Here is a 13762-nt window from a genome sequence, read left to right on the forward strand (position 1 = left end):
TCAGTCGGCGGGCAATGTCAGGACAGGCGTCCACGCCTCGATCATGAATCTCGGCGGGCGCTTTGGCCGGCCATTGGGATCGATGATCACCGCTTCCAGCTCGGCTGTGCAAAGCGTCTGCTCGCCGCGCCGGATGGCCTGGCCCATGATCAGGCGCGGTCCGCGATTGGGCCGGTAGAGCGTTTCCACGATCAACGCGTCATCCACCTTGGCCGGCGCGATCCAGTCGATCTGCATCGACCGCACCGCGAAGGCGATCGGGTCGTCGCTGGCGATCAGTTCGCTGTGGTGGATGCCGAGCGCGCGCAAACTTTCCGTCCGCCCCCGCTCGAAGAAATGCAGATAGCGCGCGTGATAGACGATGCCGGAAAAATCCGTGTCCTCGTAATAGACGCGCACCGGCAGGCGATGGATCTTGTCGGCATCCCACTGTCCGCAGGAAGGTTGGGCCTGGCTCATTTCCCGAACAACCCGCTTTGAAGTGTCTTGGGTGCATCGAGGCCGAGATGGGCATAGGCCCGCGCCGTGGCGGTGCGCCCGCGCGGCGTGCGCTGGATGAAGCCCTGCTGGATCAGGAAGGGTTCGACCACGTCTTCCAGCGCATCGCGCGCCTCGGCCAGCGAGGCGGCCATCGTGTCCATCCCGACCGGCCCGCCGGAGAAGTGATGGATCAGGGCGTTGAGGTAGCGCCGGTCGAGACTGTCGAGCCCGATCTCGTCGACTTCGAGCCGCTTCAGCGCCTTGTCGGCCACCGCCGCGTCGATGATCTCCGACCCGTCCGCCTCGGCGAAATCCCGCACCCGGCGCAGCAGCCGCCCGGCGACGCGCGGCGTGCCGCGGGCGCGCTTGGCGATCTCCGCCGCCCCGTCCTCGGTCGCCTCCGAGCCGATGCGGCGCGCGGCGCGCGACACGATGCCGGTCAGCTCCTTGACGTCATAGAATTCGAGCCGCACCGGCACGCCGAAACGGTCGCGCAGCGGAGTGGCGAGGAGGCCTGCCCGCGTCGTCGCGCCGACGAGGGTGAAGGGCGGCAGATCGATCCGCACCGTTCGCGCTGCCGGGCCCTCGCCGATCACGAGGTCAAGGCAGAAATCCTCCATCGCCGGGTAGAGGATCTCCTCCACCACCGGCGCGAGCCGGTGAATTTCATCAATGAAAAGGACGTCGCGCGGTTCGAGATTGGTCAGGATGGCGGCGAGATCGCCCGCCCGCGCAATCACCGGGCCGGAGGTAGCGCGGAAGCCGACACCCAGTTCGCGCGCCACGATCTGCGCCAGCGTGGTCTTTCCCAGACCCGGGGGGCCGGACAGGAGGACGTGATCGAGGGCCTCTTCGCGCCGCCGCGCCGCCTCGACGAAGACTTTCAGATTCGAGATCGCCGCCGGCTGGCCGACGAATTCGGCAAAGCTGAGGGGCCGCAGCGCCTTGTCGCGCGCGTCGTCCGGCTGGGCCTCGGCGGAGATGGGGCGGTCTTCGGTCACCGCGCCAGCTCCTTGAGGGCGGCGCGGATGAGGTCACCTTCCCCGGCCTCGGAGCCGAGCGCGCGGGCAGCGGCGGCCACGCCCTTGCGGGCTTCGCTTTCGCCATAGCCGAGATTGAGCAGGGCCGAGACCGCGTCCTCGCGCGCGCCGTCTTGCCCGCCGCTGTCGGCCGCCTGCGCAGCCGCGCGCGGGGCGGATTTCATCGCCTCGTCCATCGCCTTGAAGTCGGCGGCATAGCTGCGTCCGCGGGGCGGGGGCTTGTCCTTCAGTTCGGCAGCAAGGCGCTGGGCGAGTTTCGGCCCGACGCCCTTGGCGCGGGAGAAGGCCGACGCATCCCCGAGGATCGCGGCGCTTTCGAGATCGGCGGCTCCGAGGGCATCGAGCACGGCGAGGGCGGCTTTCGAGCCGACACCCTGGATCTGCTGCAGATGCTGGAACCAGGCGCGTTCGCGTTCCGACAGGAAGCCCCAGAGCCGGATCAGATCCTCGCGCACCTGGGTCTCGATGTGGAGTTCCACCGCCTGACCCGGTTCGAGCCGCGCCAGCGACCGCCCGCCCATGCCGACGAGATAGCCCACACCGTGGACATCGATCACCGCGTCATTCTCGCCGATCGCGTCGACATGGCCTTTGAGTTTCGCGAACATGGCTTACGCCGCTCCCGACAGTTTGCGCGCGCCGCGATGATGCGCGTGACAGATGGCCACGGCCAGCGCGTCGGCGGCATCCGCCTTCGCGCCCGTGCCCGGCAGCAGGACCCGGATCATCGCGGCGATCTGGTTCTTGTCCGCCGCGCCGGTTCCGACAACCGACTTCTTGACCAGCCGAGCCGCGTATTCGGCGACCGACAGGCCGGCGCGCGCGGGCGCCAGCATGGCGGCCGCGCGGGCATGGCCCAGCTTCAGCGCGCTCATCGCGTTTTCGGCCATGAAGGTCTCTTCGGCGGCGGCTTCATCCGGCGTGTGCTCGGCAATCACTGCTTCGAGGCCCGACATGACAGCGAGCAGCCGGTCGGAAAGCGCTGCGTTTGCGGGCGGCGCGATCACGCCGTGCGCGATGCAGGACAACCGCGTGCCCTCGACCCGGATCACGCCCCATCCGGTGCGCCGCAATCCCGGATCGATTCCCAGTATTCGAATCGCGCCTGTCATTGCCGCATCATAGACCGCCACGTCCGGCTTCCCGCAATCGCGTGATCGCAGCGACAATGCGAGTTGTTCTCAGGTTTGGCCGTCGCAGATTGCATCCTCAGGTGGATTTCAGTGAAAAATATTGCGAGCAATTCGCACTCTCACGAATAATTCTTGACCACCGCACTCGGAATCCCTTTCTTGGCGCCGCTAGGGACTTGATCTCTATTAAGGTTTGCAGGGGGAGTATCATGGCGAAAAAAGGTAAGATCAGCCGTCGTTCGTTCCTGACCCGCGTTGCGGGCGGGGTCGCGGCGACCGGTGCGATCGCTTCTGTCGCGGGTGCCGCGACGATTCAGCGTTCGGGCCGCACTGACAGCGATCCGAGCGATCCGGCAGGCAATGGCCGCACCGGCCGTACGGACTCTGATCCGAACGATATGGTCAATCACGGCACGGCTGCCACCGGCTACACCGACGCGGACAGCAACAGCTGCGCCGACGCGGGCGGGTACGGCCGTGGCAACACCGGCTACACGGACAGCGACTCCGGTTCCTGCGGCGACCCCGCGGGCCGCGGCCGCGGCTGACGAGCCAGGTTTGGGGGCGGGAGGCAGCCAGGCTGCCTCCCGCTTTTCCTTTGGCTCCCGATTCTGGGCGCAGATGACCGCTTCGGCGGTCTTTATTGCCGCATGTTTTGAGAATAATACGCATTCACACTGCAGTTGCGAACCACTCGCGGTAATTTGCGGAATTTCAAGGGAAAATGGTCTTCTGCAATTGACCCTGTGCTTGCACTGGACCTAGGCTCCGTGCGCGGGGGAGCCGGCCTTGAGCCGGTTCATCAGACAGGGACAGTTCAGCCATGGCGAAAAAAGGCAAGATCAGCCGCCGTTCATTCCTCACCCGGGTGGCCGGTACGGCCGTCGCAACGGGCGCGGCGGCGACGATCACGGGCGCGGCGAGCGCACAGAATTACACGGGCCGCACCGACAGCGACACCGGCAGCGGTGCTGACCGCGTCGGCTATGGCCGCACCGGTGTGACCGACAGCGATACTGGTGGTGGTGCCGATCGCGTCGGCTACGGCCGCGGCACGCGCCGCTCGGGCGTGACCGACAGCGACCCGTCCGATCCGGTTGGCAATGGCCGTGGCGGACGCACATCCGGCATCACTGACAGCGATCCGTCCGACCCGGTTGGCAACGGCCGCGGCGGCAGCCGCCGGACCGGCTACACCGACGCTGACTCGGGCAGCTGGGGCGACCCGGGCGGCAATGGCCGCGGGCCTCGGCGGGGCTATACCGGTCTGACCGACGGCGATTCCGGCAGTAATGCCGATGCCGCAGGCTATGGCCGCGGGACCGATCACTAGAGTGACGAAGGCGGCGCCTCCTGAAAGGGGGCGCCGCTTTTCACTGCGACGCAGCGACAAAGGAGGCCAGTCATGGCCAAGAAGGGCAAGCTCAGCCGCCGCTCATTCCTGACCCGTGCCGGCGGTGTGGCGATTGCGACCGGGGCGGCGGGTGCCGTCAGCGGCTGCGCCACCACCGGATACTATACCGGGATCACCGATTCCGACGCCGGGGCCTATGCCGATGCCGCGGGATACGGCCGGGGCAGCGGCTACCGCTCGGGCGTGACCGACAGCGATCCCTATGACCCTGTTGGCGGCGGGCGCGGCGGCGGCAGTTCCGGGATCACCGACAATGATACGGGTGCCTATGCCGATCCGGTCGGCAACGGCCGCGGCACGCGCGGACGCGGCGGCAATTCCGGCATCACGGACAACGATACCGGTGCCTATGCCGACCCCGTCGGAAATGGACGCGGCGGTCGTGGCCGCGGCGGCAATTCCGGCATCACCGACAGCGACACCGGCGCCTATGCTGACCCGGTCGGGAACGGCCGCGGCGGTCGCCGCAGCTGCACCGACAGCGATACCGGGGCCTATGCGGACCCGGTCGGAGGCGGCCGTCGCTGCTGACAGCATGAAAGTTCGGATATTCTGCCGCGCCGGTCTTTGACAGGCCCGCGCGGCGGAATAGCTTCATCCTGGCATGATTCAGCCCGCTGAATTGCCGCCTGACATCACATCCAACGACGATTATCCTTACATTTAGTATGGTTTTCGGGGAGACGGACGACCATGAAGAATGCGCCCTGGCGGGCGAACCCGCTGGATTATGTGATCGGACCGAGCGATCGGGACGATTTCTTCGCCAATTACCATGAGGCGAAGGCCCTGATCGTCCGACGCGACGAGCCGAATCGTTACCGGGACCTGCTGTCGATCGCTCGGATCGATGAGATGCTCGCCTCGATCGATCTCGACGGTGCCCAGGTCGACATGGCGCGTGCCGAACCCCCGGTTCACCGCGACCAGTTCCTGTTTCCCGGCGGCGGCGCGGACCGTGGTGCAATCTCCGATCTCTATCGCGATGGCGCGACGCTGATCCTGCCGCAACTGCACCAGATGGACGCGAAGCTGAAGGATTTCTGCCGCGCGCTGGAATCGGTCCTGTCCTGCCACGTGCAGACCAACATCTATCTGACGCCGCCGAACTCGCAGGGTTTCCGTACGCATTACGACGACCATGACGTCTTCGTGCTGCAGGTCGAAGGCGAGAAACATTGGCGTCTCTACAACACGCCGATCGAGAATCCGTATCGCGGCGAGGGCTTCCAGTCGGGTCAGCACGAGATCAGCGAGCCGGTCGAGAGCTTCGTCCTGAAAGCGGGCGATTGCGCCTACGTCCCGCGCGGCATGGTGCACGACGCTTCGACCGCGGGGACGGGCGACTCGCTGCACATCACCTGCGGTCTGATCGTGAAGACCTGGGCCGACCTCATGCTCGAGGCTGTTTCCGAGGTTGCGCTCGACCACCCCGGCTTCCGCCGCTCGCTGCCGCCGGGCTTCGCCCGCGACGACTTCGACCGCACGAAGGCCACCGCGCATTTCAAGGACCTCGTCGCCGTGCTCGGCAAGGAGCTTGAACTCGACAGCGCGATGGATCTGTTCACCGACACCTTCATCCGCTCGCGCCAACCCGATTCCGCCGGCGCAATCGTCGGCCGGGCCGCCCCGATGCAGCCTGGTGCGAAATTCCGGCTGCGTGCACTCGCGCCCTGGCGGCTGGCTGAAAACGCCGAGAAGGAAGCGCTCGTCCTGATCACAGCGGGCGGCGAATTGACCTTCAAGCTTTCAGCCGAGCCCGCGATTCAGGCCATGCTCGATGGCGGCGAGATATCGCTTGCCAGCTTCTCGATGCTGGAGGCGGGCGAGGCCCAGGAATCGCTGAACAAGCTCTATGCCTTCGGTGTGATCGAACCGGCCTGACGCCGGCGGATCAACGTCAGGGCAATTCCGGCAAGGATGAGCGCGCTGGCTCCGGCCAGCCGCCATCCCGCCGGTTCTCCGAGCAACAGGACTCCGCCCAGTGCGGCTGCCGCCGGCGTCGCCAGTTGCACGCTGCCTGACGCAATGACCGGCAGCCGCGGCAGGCAGAGATACCAGACCGAATACCCCGCCGCAGACGTGATCACGCCGCAGACGATCGCGAGCGTGATCCCGTGCCCCGTGACATCGTCGAACCCGGTGATCAGCATCGCCGGCAGCAGGAAGGGCCAGGCGAGCGCGAAATTGCGCGCCGTCCGGCCGACCGGATCGCCCCCCGCACGCCCGCGCAATGTGTAGACGCCCCAGGCGACGCCGGCCACCGCCATCAGGGCCGCCGCGCCGGGCGCCGCGCCGCCACTTCCCGGCAGCAGCAACCAGACGAGACCGGCAAAGGCGATCATCAGTCCGCCGATTTCTCTCGCGGACACCCCGTGGCGTAGCGAGGCGATCGTCACCGTTCCGCCGACCGCGGCGAACAGGATCAGCGCGCCCGATGCTGCATCGAGCGCGACATAGGCGAAGGAAAAGAAGCCGGTATAGACGGCCAGCGCGGCCGCGCCGGGCAAATCCGTGATCCGGGGCCGGATATCCCGGCGCGTCAGCAGGCAGAACACCATGAGCGCCGCGGCACCGCTGGCCAGCCGGATCGTCCCGAACGCGCCGGGCCCGATCAGCTCGCCAGACAGGGCCGCACGCGTCAGCAGGGAATTGCCCGCGAAGGCGGCAATCGCCAGCGCCGCCAGTGCGAAGGTCACGGACGGAGTGAAGTGCAGCGCCGGACGTGCATTCGTCACTGAGAATCTCCGGGCTGGCGCATGCCGTCAGCTCGCCGGCAATCCGATATCCCGCAGCCGCTCATTGAGGAACTCGCCCGCCGTAACCGGCGCTTCGGGCCGGCCGGCTTCACGGCAGGACGGCACGCATTCCAGCACCACGTCGGACTTCGGCTGCAGGAAGAAGGGCATGGAATAGCGGCTGACATTCGGTCCCGAGGGATTGACCACGCGGTGCGTGGTCGCCGGGATCACCCCGCCGGTCAGGCGCGCCATCATGTCCCCGGTATCGACGACGAGATGGCCGCGCTCATTCTCGACCGGCTTCCACTGCCCGTCCCGGTCGAGCAATTCCAGACCCGACCCCTCGGCCGCGACCAGCAGCGTGATCAGATTGATGTCCTCATGCGCGGCGGCGCGGATCGAACGCGGATCGGCCCCCGCCGGGATGGGCGGGTAGTGCAGCAGGCGCAAGAGCGACGTACCGCCCTTCACGCGCGCTTCGAACCAGTCTTCCGGCAGGTCGAGCCCGATCGCGATCGCTTTCAGGAGTTCGCGGCCGGTATCGAACAGGCAGTCGAACAGGGTTTCGAACGTGTCGCGGAACCCGGCCGGCGTCTGGGGCCAGACATTCGGGTGTTCCACGGCTTCGCCCGGACGCGCCTCGTGCCCGATCTGCCAGAACTCCTTCAGATCCGGCACGTCATGGTCCTTCGCGTGCTCCACCCCGAACGGCGTATAGCCGCGCAGCGCGCCGGCATGCCGCCGCTTTTCGGCGTCCGGCAGTGCGAAAAACGCCGCCGAGAGGCGATAGCTGTCATCGAGCAGATCCGTATCGACGCCGTGGCCTTCCAGCGTGATGAAGCCGTGGCGTTTGAGCCCGTCCATGAGCTGGCGGACGAAGCCCGCTCGGCGGGCGGTGTCGCCGCTCGTGAAATCCTTGAGGTCGAGATGTGCGATCGCGTCGGTCATGCGCCTGTGTTTCCCGCCGCGATCAGGGCGTCAACATCCTTGCGCCGCGGCAGGCTGGGCTGCGCGCCCTCGCGCGTCACCGACAAGGCACTCGCCGCGCAGGCGAAGGTCAGGGCGTCAGCGTCTGTCTGGCCCTCGAGCAAGGCGACGGTCAGCGCGGCGACGAAGGTGTCGCCGGCACCGGTCGTGTCGACGACTGTCACGTCCGGCGGGGCCGCCCGGGCGATCTCGGCGCCATCGCGACAGAGCACAGCACCGGCCGCCCCGAGCGTGACGGCCAGCAGACCGCCCGCCGCTTTCAACCGGTCCAGTCCGTAGAAGGCCGCTTCGCCCTCATTGACGACAATCAGATGCGCCCGCTGCAGCAATTCGCCCGGCACGTCCGCGGCCGGTGCGAGATTGAGGGCAACGAAGCCGGTGCAACGCGCCGCGGCTTCGAAAACGGTCTCGATCGGGATTTCCAGCTGCGCGATCAGCGCGCCGTCGATGATGTCCGGCAACAAGTCCGGGGTGAAGGCCGCGTTCGCCCCCGGCGCGACCACGATCTGGTTCTCTCCGCTGTCGCTGACCGCGATGAGAGCGATGCCGGTCGCTGCACAGGTCAGGGAATGACAGCCTGCCAGACCGACCCCGTCCGCCTGCAAGAGCGACAGCGCGGCTTCGGCATTCGCATCGCTGCCGACACAGGCGAGCATCTCGACCTCGGCACCCAGCCGCCGCGCGGCGAGCGCCTGGTTCGCGCCCTTGCCGCCCGGATGCTGCGCGAACACGCCGCCCAGCACGGTCTCGCCCGCCACCGGCAGGTGGTCGCAGCGCGCGACGAGGTCGAGATTGACCGATCCGGCGACGGTGATGCGGGGCGCGCTCATAAACGGGCGATCCTCTCCAGCAGAAGGTCGAAGGCGGCTTCCGCGTCGATCCCGGTCGTCCACACCGCATTGGCGTCCGGACTGCCCCTTGTCACCGAACTATGCCCGCGCATCTCGCCTTCCGTCAGCGCGGCGATCCGCGCCGGTTCGGCTGTGAACAGATCCGGCCGCAACAGGTAGAGGATGACGCACGGATCGTGCAGCGCCGCGCCCTCGGCCCCATAGATCTCGCCATAGATGGCGTTGACGTGCGCCATCATGTCCCAACCCGCGTGCGCGGCCGGTGAGCCGATGGCGCGCAGCCGGTCCATCCGCGCGGGCGTGCAGCGCAATTGCAGCGTCGTGTCGAGCCCGATCACGGTAATGGGCCGGCCGCACGCCAGAACGATCTGCGCGGCATGGGGGTCGGCATAGACATTGAACTCGGCGTGCGGCGTGATGTTGCCGCCCTCCAGATCCGCCCCGCCCATGACGACGATCTCGGCGATCCCCGCCGTGATGTCCGGTGCCTCCATCAGGGCGGTGGCCAGATTGGTCGCCGGCCCGGTTATGGCGAGCGTGAGCGGCGTGTCCGCCGTGCGCAGCGTTTCAATCAGCCAGCTGACCGCGTCGACCGGCTCCGCACCCCGCTGCGGCGGGGGCAGGACGGCGCACCCCAGCCCGCTCTCACCATGGATGTGATCGGCGAAGACCGGTTCGACCGACAGCGGCGTCTGGCATCCGGAATAGACGGGCACATCGCCCCGGCCGGCGAGCGCCAGCGCGCCGAGCGCATTGGCGGTACAGGTCTCGACCCGCACATTGCCTGCGACCGTACAAACCGCCATCAGATCGAATTCGGGGGACGCCGCCGCCGCGAACAGCGCCATGCAATCGTCCACGCCGGGATCGCAGTCGATGATGAGCGGGCGGGGGGCAGATTGCGGCACGCCGGATCCTTCGGCCAAGGGTATGGCCCGAGACTAGCGCCGCGATTCCTCGAGCGGAATGCTCCGCATCACTCGGGCGGCGGCCCGATGGAGATGGCGATGCCGAGATAGACGAGTGTCAGGATCAGGCCCACGGCCGTGGCCCGCTTGATCTTCCGCTCCCGGATCAGGTCATAGGTCGGCAAGGCGAAGAGCAGCACCAGCCACATCGGAAGGACGGCAAACGGGTTGAGGTCCAGCACGTAGCCGACGCGCGCCAGTGCCGGAAACATCAGCGACAGGCTCGCCAGCATCATGAAGCGCTTGTGCAAAGCCGGCGTGTTCCGCCAGTTCAGCGCCATCAGATAGTAGAGGGCGAAGAATGTCGCGTTGAGCGTATTCACGTAGAGGATTTGCGGCGAGCCGGTCCGCAGCATGTTCTCGTAGGACACCCAGATTCCGGACGGCAGCATCGCCGCGACGAGGATCAGGCTGGCCGCGCCCAGCGTCTTGTGCAGCGCATACTGGCCGCGCCCGATCAGCCCTGTCTGCACCACGACCAGCGCAAACCAGAATCCCATGAGAAGCGCATGAACGTGCAGCAGCGGCCGCATCGGCGGTAGATGGTCGGCATTCACGATGGCGTGCAGCGGAAAGCCCGTCACGACGATCGCGAACAGCACCAGGCTGTGAAAGAAGAAGAAGCGCTCTCCGCGCACCATCTGGTTCATGTCATCCCCCCGGATTGAACTCATTCGGATACCGGCGGCAGGATCCGCCTGAACATGTCCAGCCAATAGGCCTGGGACCGGCTTTCGAGCGACGCTTCGACCGCGCGTTGGCGCAGCAGGGGCCGGATCGTGTCGCTCGTGCGCAGGCGCTGCGCGATTTGGGCGAAGGCCTCGTCATGCCCCTCGATCTCGCACGCAGACAGGAGCAGGCCGGGCAGCGCGTCATAGTCGCCGATCGTCAGGGTGCGCGGCTCCGCACACGTGTCCGCCAGCGCGTCATAAAGGTCGCGCTCGGCGAGGGCGAAGAAGGCAAAGCGGTAGGGGCGATCGGGATTTTGATAGCTGATCTCCTCCTGCCCGGTCTCGTAATATTCGATGGCTCCGGCGATCAGCGCGTCGTCGGCGATCAGATCGATCGTCCCGGTGGAAACCAGTTCCTCATAGGTCGTGCGGATGACCGGAAAGCTGAAAATCTGCGTGGCCCGGAAGGCCTCGACCACCAGGGTGCGGTCATCGGTCTCGCGCCGGCCCTCCAGCGTGTCGAGCGCACGCTGGGCGTTGTCGGCGACCTGTTCGTAATAGGTGGTGACCCCGATGACGCGCCACTGCTCGGCCTGCATGTCCTCGATCAGGCGCGCGGTCAGCACCTCGGCCCGGTCGTTGGCCACGCGCTGTGCGTTCCACGCCGTGACCTGAAAACCGATCACCACGCCGAGGATGACGATCACGAACTCGATCGCCACGGCGAACCAGTTCTGTTCACGGACGGCCTTCGAGATGCGGGAGAGGATCATTCGGCAATCCGTTCATCAAGTTCGGCACGCAGAGTCGTGACCTCCGCCTGGACCGAGTGCAGCCAGTACACGTTGAATCCGTGACCCCGGCGCAGTGTCGACATGGCGGGCAGGAATTGTGGGTCGGCCCGCATCGCGGCCAGATCATAGCGCGACACGCCGGGGACGTCGGGCACGCCGGATTCGCCGAGCGTGTCCTGATAAACCAGATACCGGTTGAGATATTCGCCGTAGCGGTCCTGCTGGGTAAAAACGAATGCAAAGACCCGGTCGTATCGCGCCAGGAGGGCGTCGATCTCGATCAGCATTTCGCGCAGTTCTGGATCTGAGATCAACGACAGCTGACCGGCCGATTCCATCTCCCGGAACGTGGTCGATCGCGGTGGCGGTATCGTCCCCAGCAGGATCGACGACAGATCACTGCGGAACGCCGCGTCATCGGCCGGTTCGGCCTCCCCGCTTTCGATGAAGGCCATGATGCGATCCGCGGCCTCGAACATCTCGGTGTAGGATTCAATGCCGCCCCGCGTCGTGGTCTCGATGTCGACGAAGTCGTCACGCAGCCGTTCGATATAGGCCGCTTCGCGCGCCTGATTGACGCGCGCCGCATTCCACGCCGTGACCTGAAAACCGATCACCACACCGGCGATGACGATGATGAATTCCAGCGCAACGGCGAACCAGTTCTGCTCGCGGATGGCCTTGGAGATGCGGGCGAGGATCATGGAGTCGCCCCCTCCACGCAATGCGCCGCGTGACTCGCTAACGATCGTTCGACACGCTCCAGCTTCTCAACCGTTGTGGTTTTCCAGCTCAGGCTGGCAGTTGCCATCTGTTCGACCATCTGTGTCGCGAGCAGGAAGTCGACGCCGCCGATGACGGCCTGCAGCGCCTCGCGTTGGGACGGGGCCAGCGCCTCGATCTCTGGCGGAGTCAGGGTGACCGCACCGAAGACCGGTGCGCCGGGATCGAACACCGCGTTTGCCAGATCCGATCCCGCGCGCTGGTGCCGTTCGATATGCTCGCCGAAATCGGTCAGCGCCGCGCGCAGTTCGGAAGACCGGATCAGTCCGATATCCCCGTTCGAGATCAGTTGCGCATAGGTGGCGGACCCGGCGGGCGGCACCCGAAGCATGAACATCTCGTTTGAAAACTGGCCGAGACTGTCCAGATCGAGCCCGTCCTGTGCGGCCTGAACCAGGGCGCTTGCCTGTTCGGCCGTGCGATGCGCATCGCTCAAATGCTGCCGGGCGTCCGGCCCGATGACCGCGAAATCGTCCACAAGACGGCAGATGATCACGGCTTCAAGCGCCCGGTCCTGCCGCGCGGCGTTCCACGCCGTCACCTGAAAACCGATCACCACACCGAGGATGACGATCAGGAACTCGATCGCCACAGCGAACCAGTTCTGCGCCCGGATGGCGCGGGTGAGACGGGCGAGGATCATTCTTCGGCATGCGCTTCTTCATAATGCGTCCGCAGCCAGTCCGAGCCGTATTCGTTGGACGGGTCGCGGATCACGATGTGGAAGTGGTTGGGACGGTCCTCTCTGCCGGTGCGGGTGAAGTCGATATGCAGGGAGGGCCCCGTGATGCGCAACATGAAGCGCCGGGACAGATCCGTGTAATCGCCCCACCAGGCCAGCATGATGTTGTCCAGCCCGTCCGCCTCGATGCGGGCCATTTGTGCATCTGCCGCGGCCATCGTCGCCGTCCCGATGAACTCCCGGATCGCATAGGTCAGCATGATCTGTTGCTCTGCGTTCAGATCAGCGGCGGACAGCCCCACGGGTGCCGCCTCCATGTCCGGTACCCAGTCCGGACCGGCAAATCTGGCGCTGTCCCGCGTGTCATCTGACTGAACCAGCTCATCCATCTGCTCGGTTTCGAGCGACGCCATCAGGTCGGCCACCCGGTCCAGTTCGTGCTGAAGCGAGCGCCGGCCTGCATATGTGCCGGTCTGGATCGTCTGCGGATTGTTTCCGAGGAAAACCGGCGTGAAGGCGATGCGGCCTTCGACCACGGTCGCCGTCACCGCCAGATGATGCCCGTCAAGCACCAGTGACCAGGTGCCGGACGCCGGGTCGCCGAAAATCCGGACCCAGTAGTTTTCCGGGTCATTCGCCTCCATCCGGCTTGTCGCCCGCTCCCGGTCCTCGTCGGACAGGTCCTCGCCCCGTTCCGCGATGGCGGCTTCGACACCGGCCCGGAGATAGGTTTCCAGCGTCATGATGTGCATGGCATCGCCATACCCTTCGCTGGACAGTCCGCGCGCCAGAAGCCTATGCAGCGCAATGCGTTGGGTGTCGTTCAGTGTGGCGATCTGCAGCCCGGACCTCGGAGCCATCGTCGTCGGCAGGTTGCTCCAGCCCTCGCGCGCCTCGGTGTCGCTCAGGTCAAACAGCACGCTGGACCGTTGATCCTCGTCCAGTGTTACGAGGAAGTCGGCGGCAGCCGCCGCCATGGCCGCAGCCTCGTGTTGCATGCCGGTCTCGGCGTGATCCGGATGCGCATGGGCAGCGCCGGTCAGAATCGTGCTCAGCAGCACAAGAATGAAATATTTCATGGTATCCCCCCCGACTGTTTTACTACGTCATTGCGGTTCACCGTGTCACCAAATTAATAGAGAGGCTGAGTACAGCCTTTATACCGGACAGCTATCCTGTTGCGTCCCGGGCGTGCATGTTTTCCGCATCATCCCATTG

The 13762-nt window shown here is 66.2% G+C and carries 17 protein-coding genes; 4 read left to right on the forward strand and 13 right to left on the reverse strand.

From position 1 onward, the window contains the following. Genes ybgC through ruvC form a run of 4 tightly spaced genes read right to left on the reverse strand, consistent with a single transcriptional unit; the run spans position 1 to position 2632 of the window. Positions 1–459, reverse strand: coding sequence for a tol-pal system-associated acyl-CoA thioesterase (gene ybgC / locus ACFOOR_RS11060; protein WP_343164718.1), 459 nt, complete (start codon positions 457–459; stop codon positions 1–3). Beyond that, on the reverse strand, positions 456–1481 hold the full coding sequence (gene ruvB / locus ACFOOR_RS11065) for a Holliday junction branch migration DNA helicase RuvB (RefSeq protein WP_343164717.1): 1026 nt from the start codon (positions 1479–1481) through the stop codon (positions 456–458). Before ruvB ends, ybgC begins: the two co-directional genes overlap by 4 nt. Beyond that, positions 1478–2128, reverse strand: a complete 651-nt coding sequence (gene ruvA, locus ACFOOR_RS11070; RefSeq protein WP_343164716.1) for a Holliday junction branch migration protein RuvA — start codon at positions 2126–2128, stop codon at positions 1478–1480. The genes ruvB and ruvA overlap by 4 nt, the downstream gene beginning before the upstream one ends. A 3-nt stretch (positions 2129–2131) precedes the next feature. Then, positions 2132–2632 carry a crossover junction endodeoxyribonuclease RuvC gene (ruvC, locus tag ACFOOR_RS11075; protein ID WP_343164818.1) on the reverse strand — a complete coding sequence of 167 codons (501 nt, stop codon included), beginning with the start codon at positions 2630–2632 and terminating at the stop codon, positions 2132–2134. A gap of 230 nt (positions 2633–2862) precedes the next feature. On the opposite strand from ruvC, the gene ACFOOR_RS11080 reads away from it, so the two are divergent. The 4 genes from ACFOOR_RS11080 to ACFOOR_RS11095 all read left to right on the forward strand — a co-directional run bounded on the left by ACFOOR_RS11080 (position 2863) and on the right by ACFOOR_RS11095 (position 5951). Next, positions 2863–3201, forward strand: a complete 339-nt coding sequence (locus tag ACFOOR_RS11080) for a hypothetical protein (protein WP_343164715.1) — start codon at positions 2863–2865, stop codon at positions 3199–3201. A gap of 275 nt (positions 3202–3476) precedes the next feature. Then, positions 3477–3986 (forward strand): hypothetical protein, encoded by a 510-nt coding sequence (locus ACFOOR_RS11085; RefSeq protein ID WP_343164714.1) that lies wholly within the window; start codon positions 3477–3479, stop codon positions 3984–3986. A gap of 72 nt (positions 3987–4058) precedes the next feature. Continuing rightward, positions 4059–4598: a hypothetical protein gene (locus tag ACFOOR_RS11090; protein WP_343164713.1), complete on the forward strand. Its 540-nt coding sequence runs from the start codon at positions 4059–4061 to the stop codon at positions 4596–4598. Between the two features lie 162 nt (positions 4599–4760). Next, positions 4761–5951, forward strand: coding sequence for a cupin domain-containing protein (locus ACFOOR_RS11095; RefSeq protein WP_343164712.1), 1191 nt, complete (start codon positions 4761–4763; stop codon positions 5949–5951). On the opposite strand, the gene ACFOOR_RS11100 is transcribed toward ACFOOR_RS11095, so the two are convergent. From ACFOOR_RS11100 to ACFOOR_RS11140, 9 genes are read right to left on the reverse strand one after another with little or no spacing between them, the layout of a single operon-like run. Then, complete coding sequence (locus ACFOOR_RS11100) at positions 5921–6805, reverse strand: DMT family transporter (RefSeq protein WP_343164711.1); 885 nt, start codon at positions 6803–6805, stop codon at positions 5921–5923. The genes ACFOOR_RS11095 and ACFOOR_RS11100 overlap by 31 nt on opposite strands. Positions 6806–6832: 27 nt before the next feature. Beyond that, positions 6833–7756, reverse strand: a complete 924-nt coding sequence (locus ACFOOR_RS11105) for an isopenicillin N synthase family dioxygenase (RefSeq protein WP_343164710.1) — start codon at positions 7754–7756, stop codon at positions 6833–6835. Further along, complete coding sequence (locus ACFOOR_RS11110; protein WP_343164709.1) at positions 7753–8625, reverse strand: ribokinase; 873 nt, start codon at positions 8623–8625, stop codon at positions 7753–7755. Before ACFOOR_RS11110 ends, ACFOOR_RS11105 begins: the two co-directional genes overlap by 4 nt. Beyond that, complete coding sequence (locus tag ACFOOR_RS11115; RefSeq protein WP_343164708.1) at positions 8622–9572, reverse strand: nucleoside hydrolase; 951 nt, start codon at positions 9570–9572, stop codon at positions 8622–8624. The genes ACFOOR_RS11110 and ACFOOR_RS11115 overlap by 4 nt, the downstream gene beginning before the upstream one ends. Positions 9573–9622: 50 nt before the next feature. Next, entirely contained in the window at positions 9623–10264 is a 642-nt protein-coding gene (locus tag ACFOOR_RS11120; RefSeq protein ID WP_343164707.1) for a hypothetical protein, read from the reverse strand. Between the two features lie 20 nt (positions 10265–10284). Next, a complete protein-coding gene (locus tag ACFOOR_RS11125) occupies positions 10285–11058 on the reverse strand; it encodes a hypothetical protein (RefSeq protein ID WP_343164706.1) in 774 nt (257 codons plus the stop codon). Continuing rightward, a complete protein-coding gene (locus ACFOOR_RS11130; RefSeq protein ID WP_343164705.1) occupies positions 11055–11783 on the reverse strand; it encodes a hypothetical protein in 729 nt (242 codons plus the stop codon). The genes ACFOOR_RS11125 and ACFOOR_RS11130 overlap by 4 nt, the downstream gene beginning before the upstream one ends. Next, on the reverse strand, positions 11780–12505 hold the full coding sequence (locus ACFOOR_RS11135; RefSeq protein WP_343164704.1) for a hypothetical protein: 726 nt from the start codon (positions 12503–12505) through the stop codon (positions 11780–11782). Before ACFOOR_RS11135 ends, ACFOOR_RS11130 begins: the two co-directional genes overlap by 4 nt. Then, positions 12502–13623 carry a DUF3500 domain-containing protein gene (locus ACFOOR_RS11140; RefSeq protein ID WP_343164703.1) on the reverse strand — a complete coding sequence of 374 codons (1122 nt, stop codon included), beginning with the start codon at positions 13621–13623 and terminating at the stop codon, positions 12502–12504. Before ACFOOR_RS11140 ends, ACFOOR_RS11135 begins: the two co-directional genes overlap by 4 nt. Positions 13624–13762 lie beyond the last annotated feature (139 nt).

This window comes from Hyphobacterium vulgare (assembly GCF_042643335.1).
Lineage (GTDB): Bacteria > Pseudomonadota > Alphaproteobacteria > Caulobacterales > Maricaulaceae > Hyphobacterium > Hyphobacterium vulgare.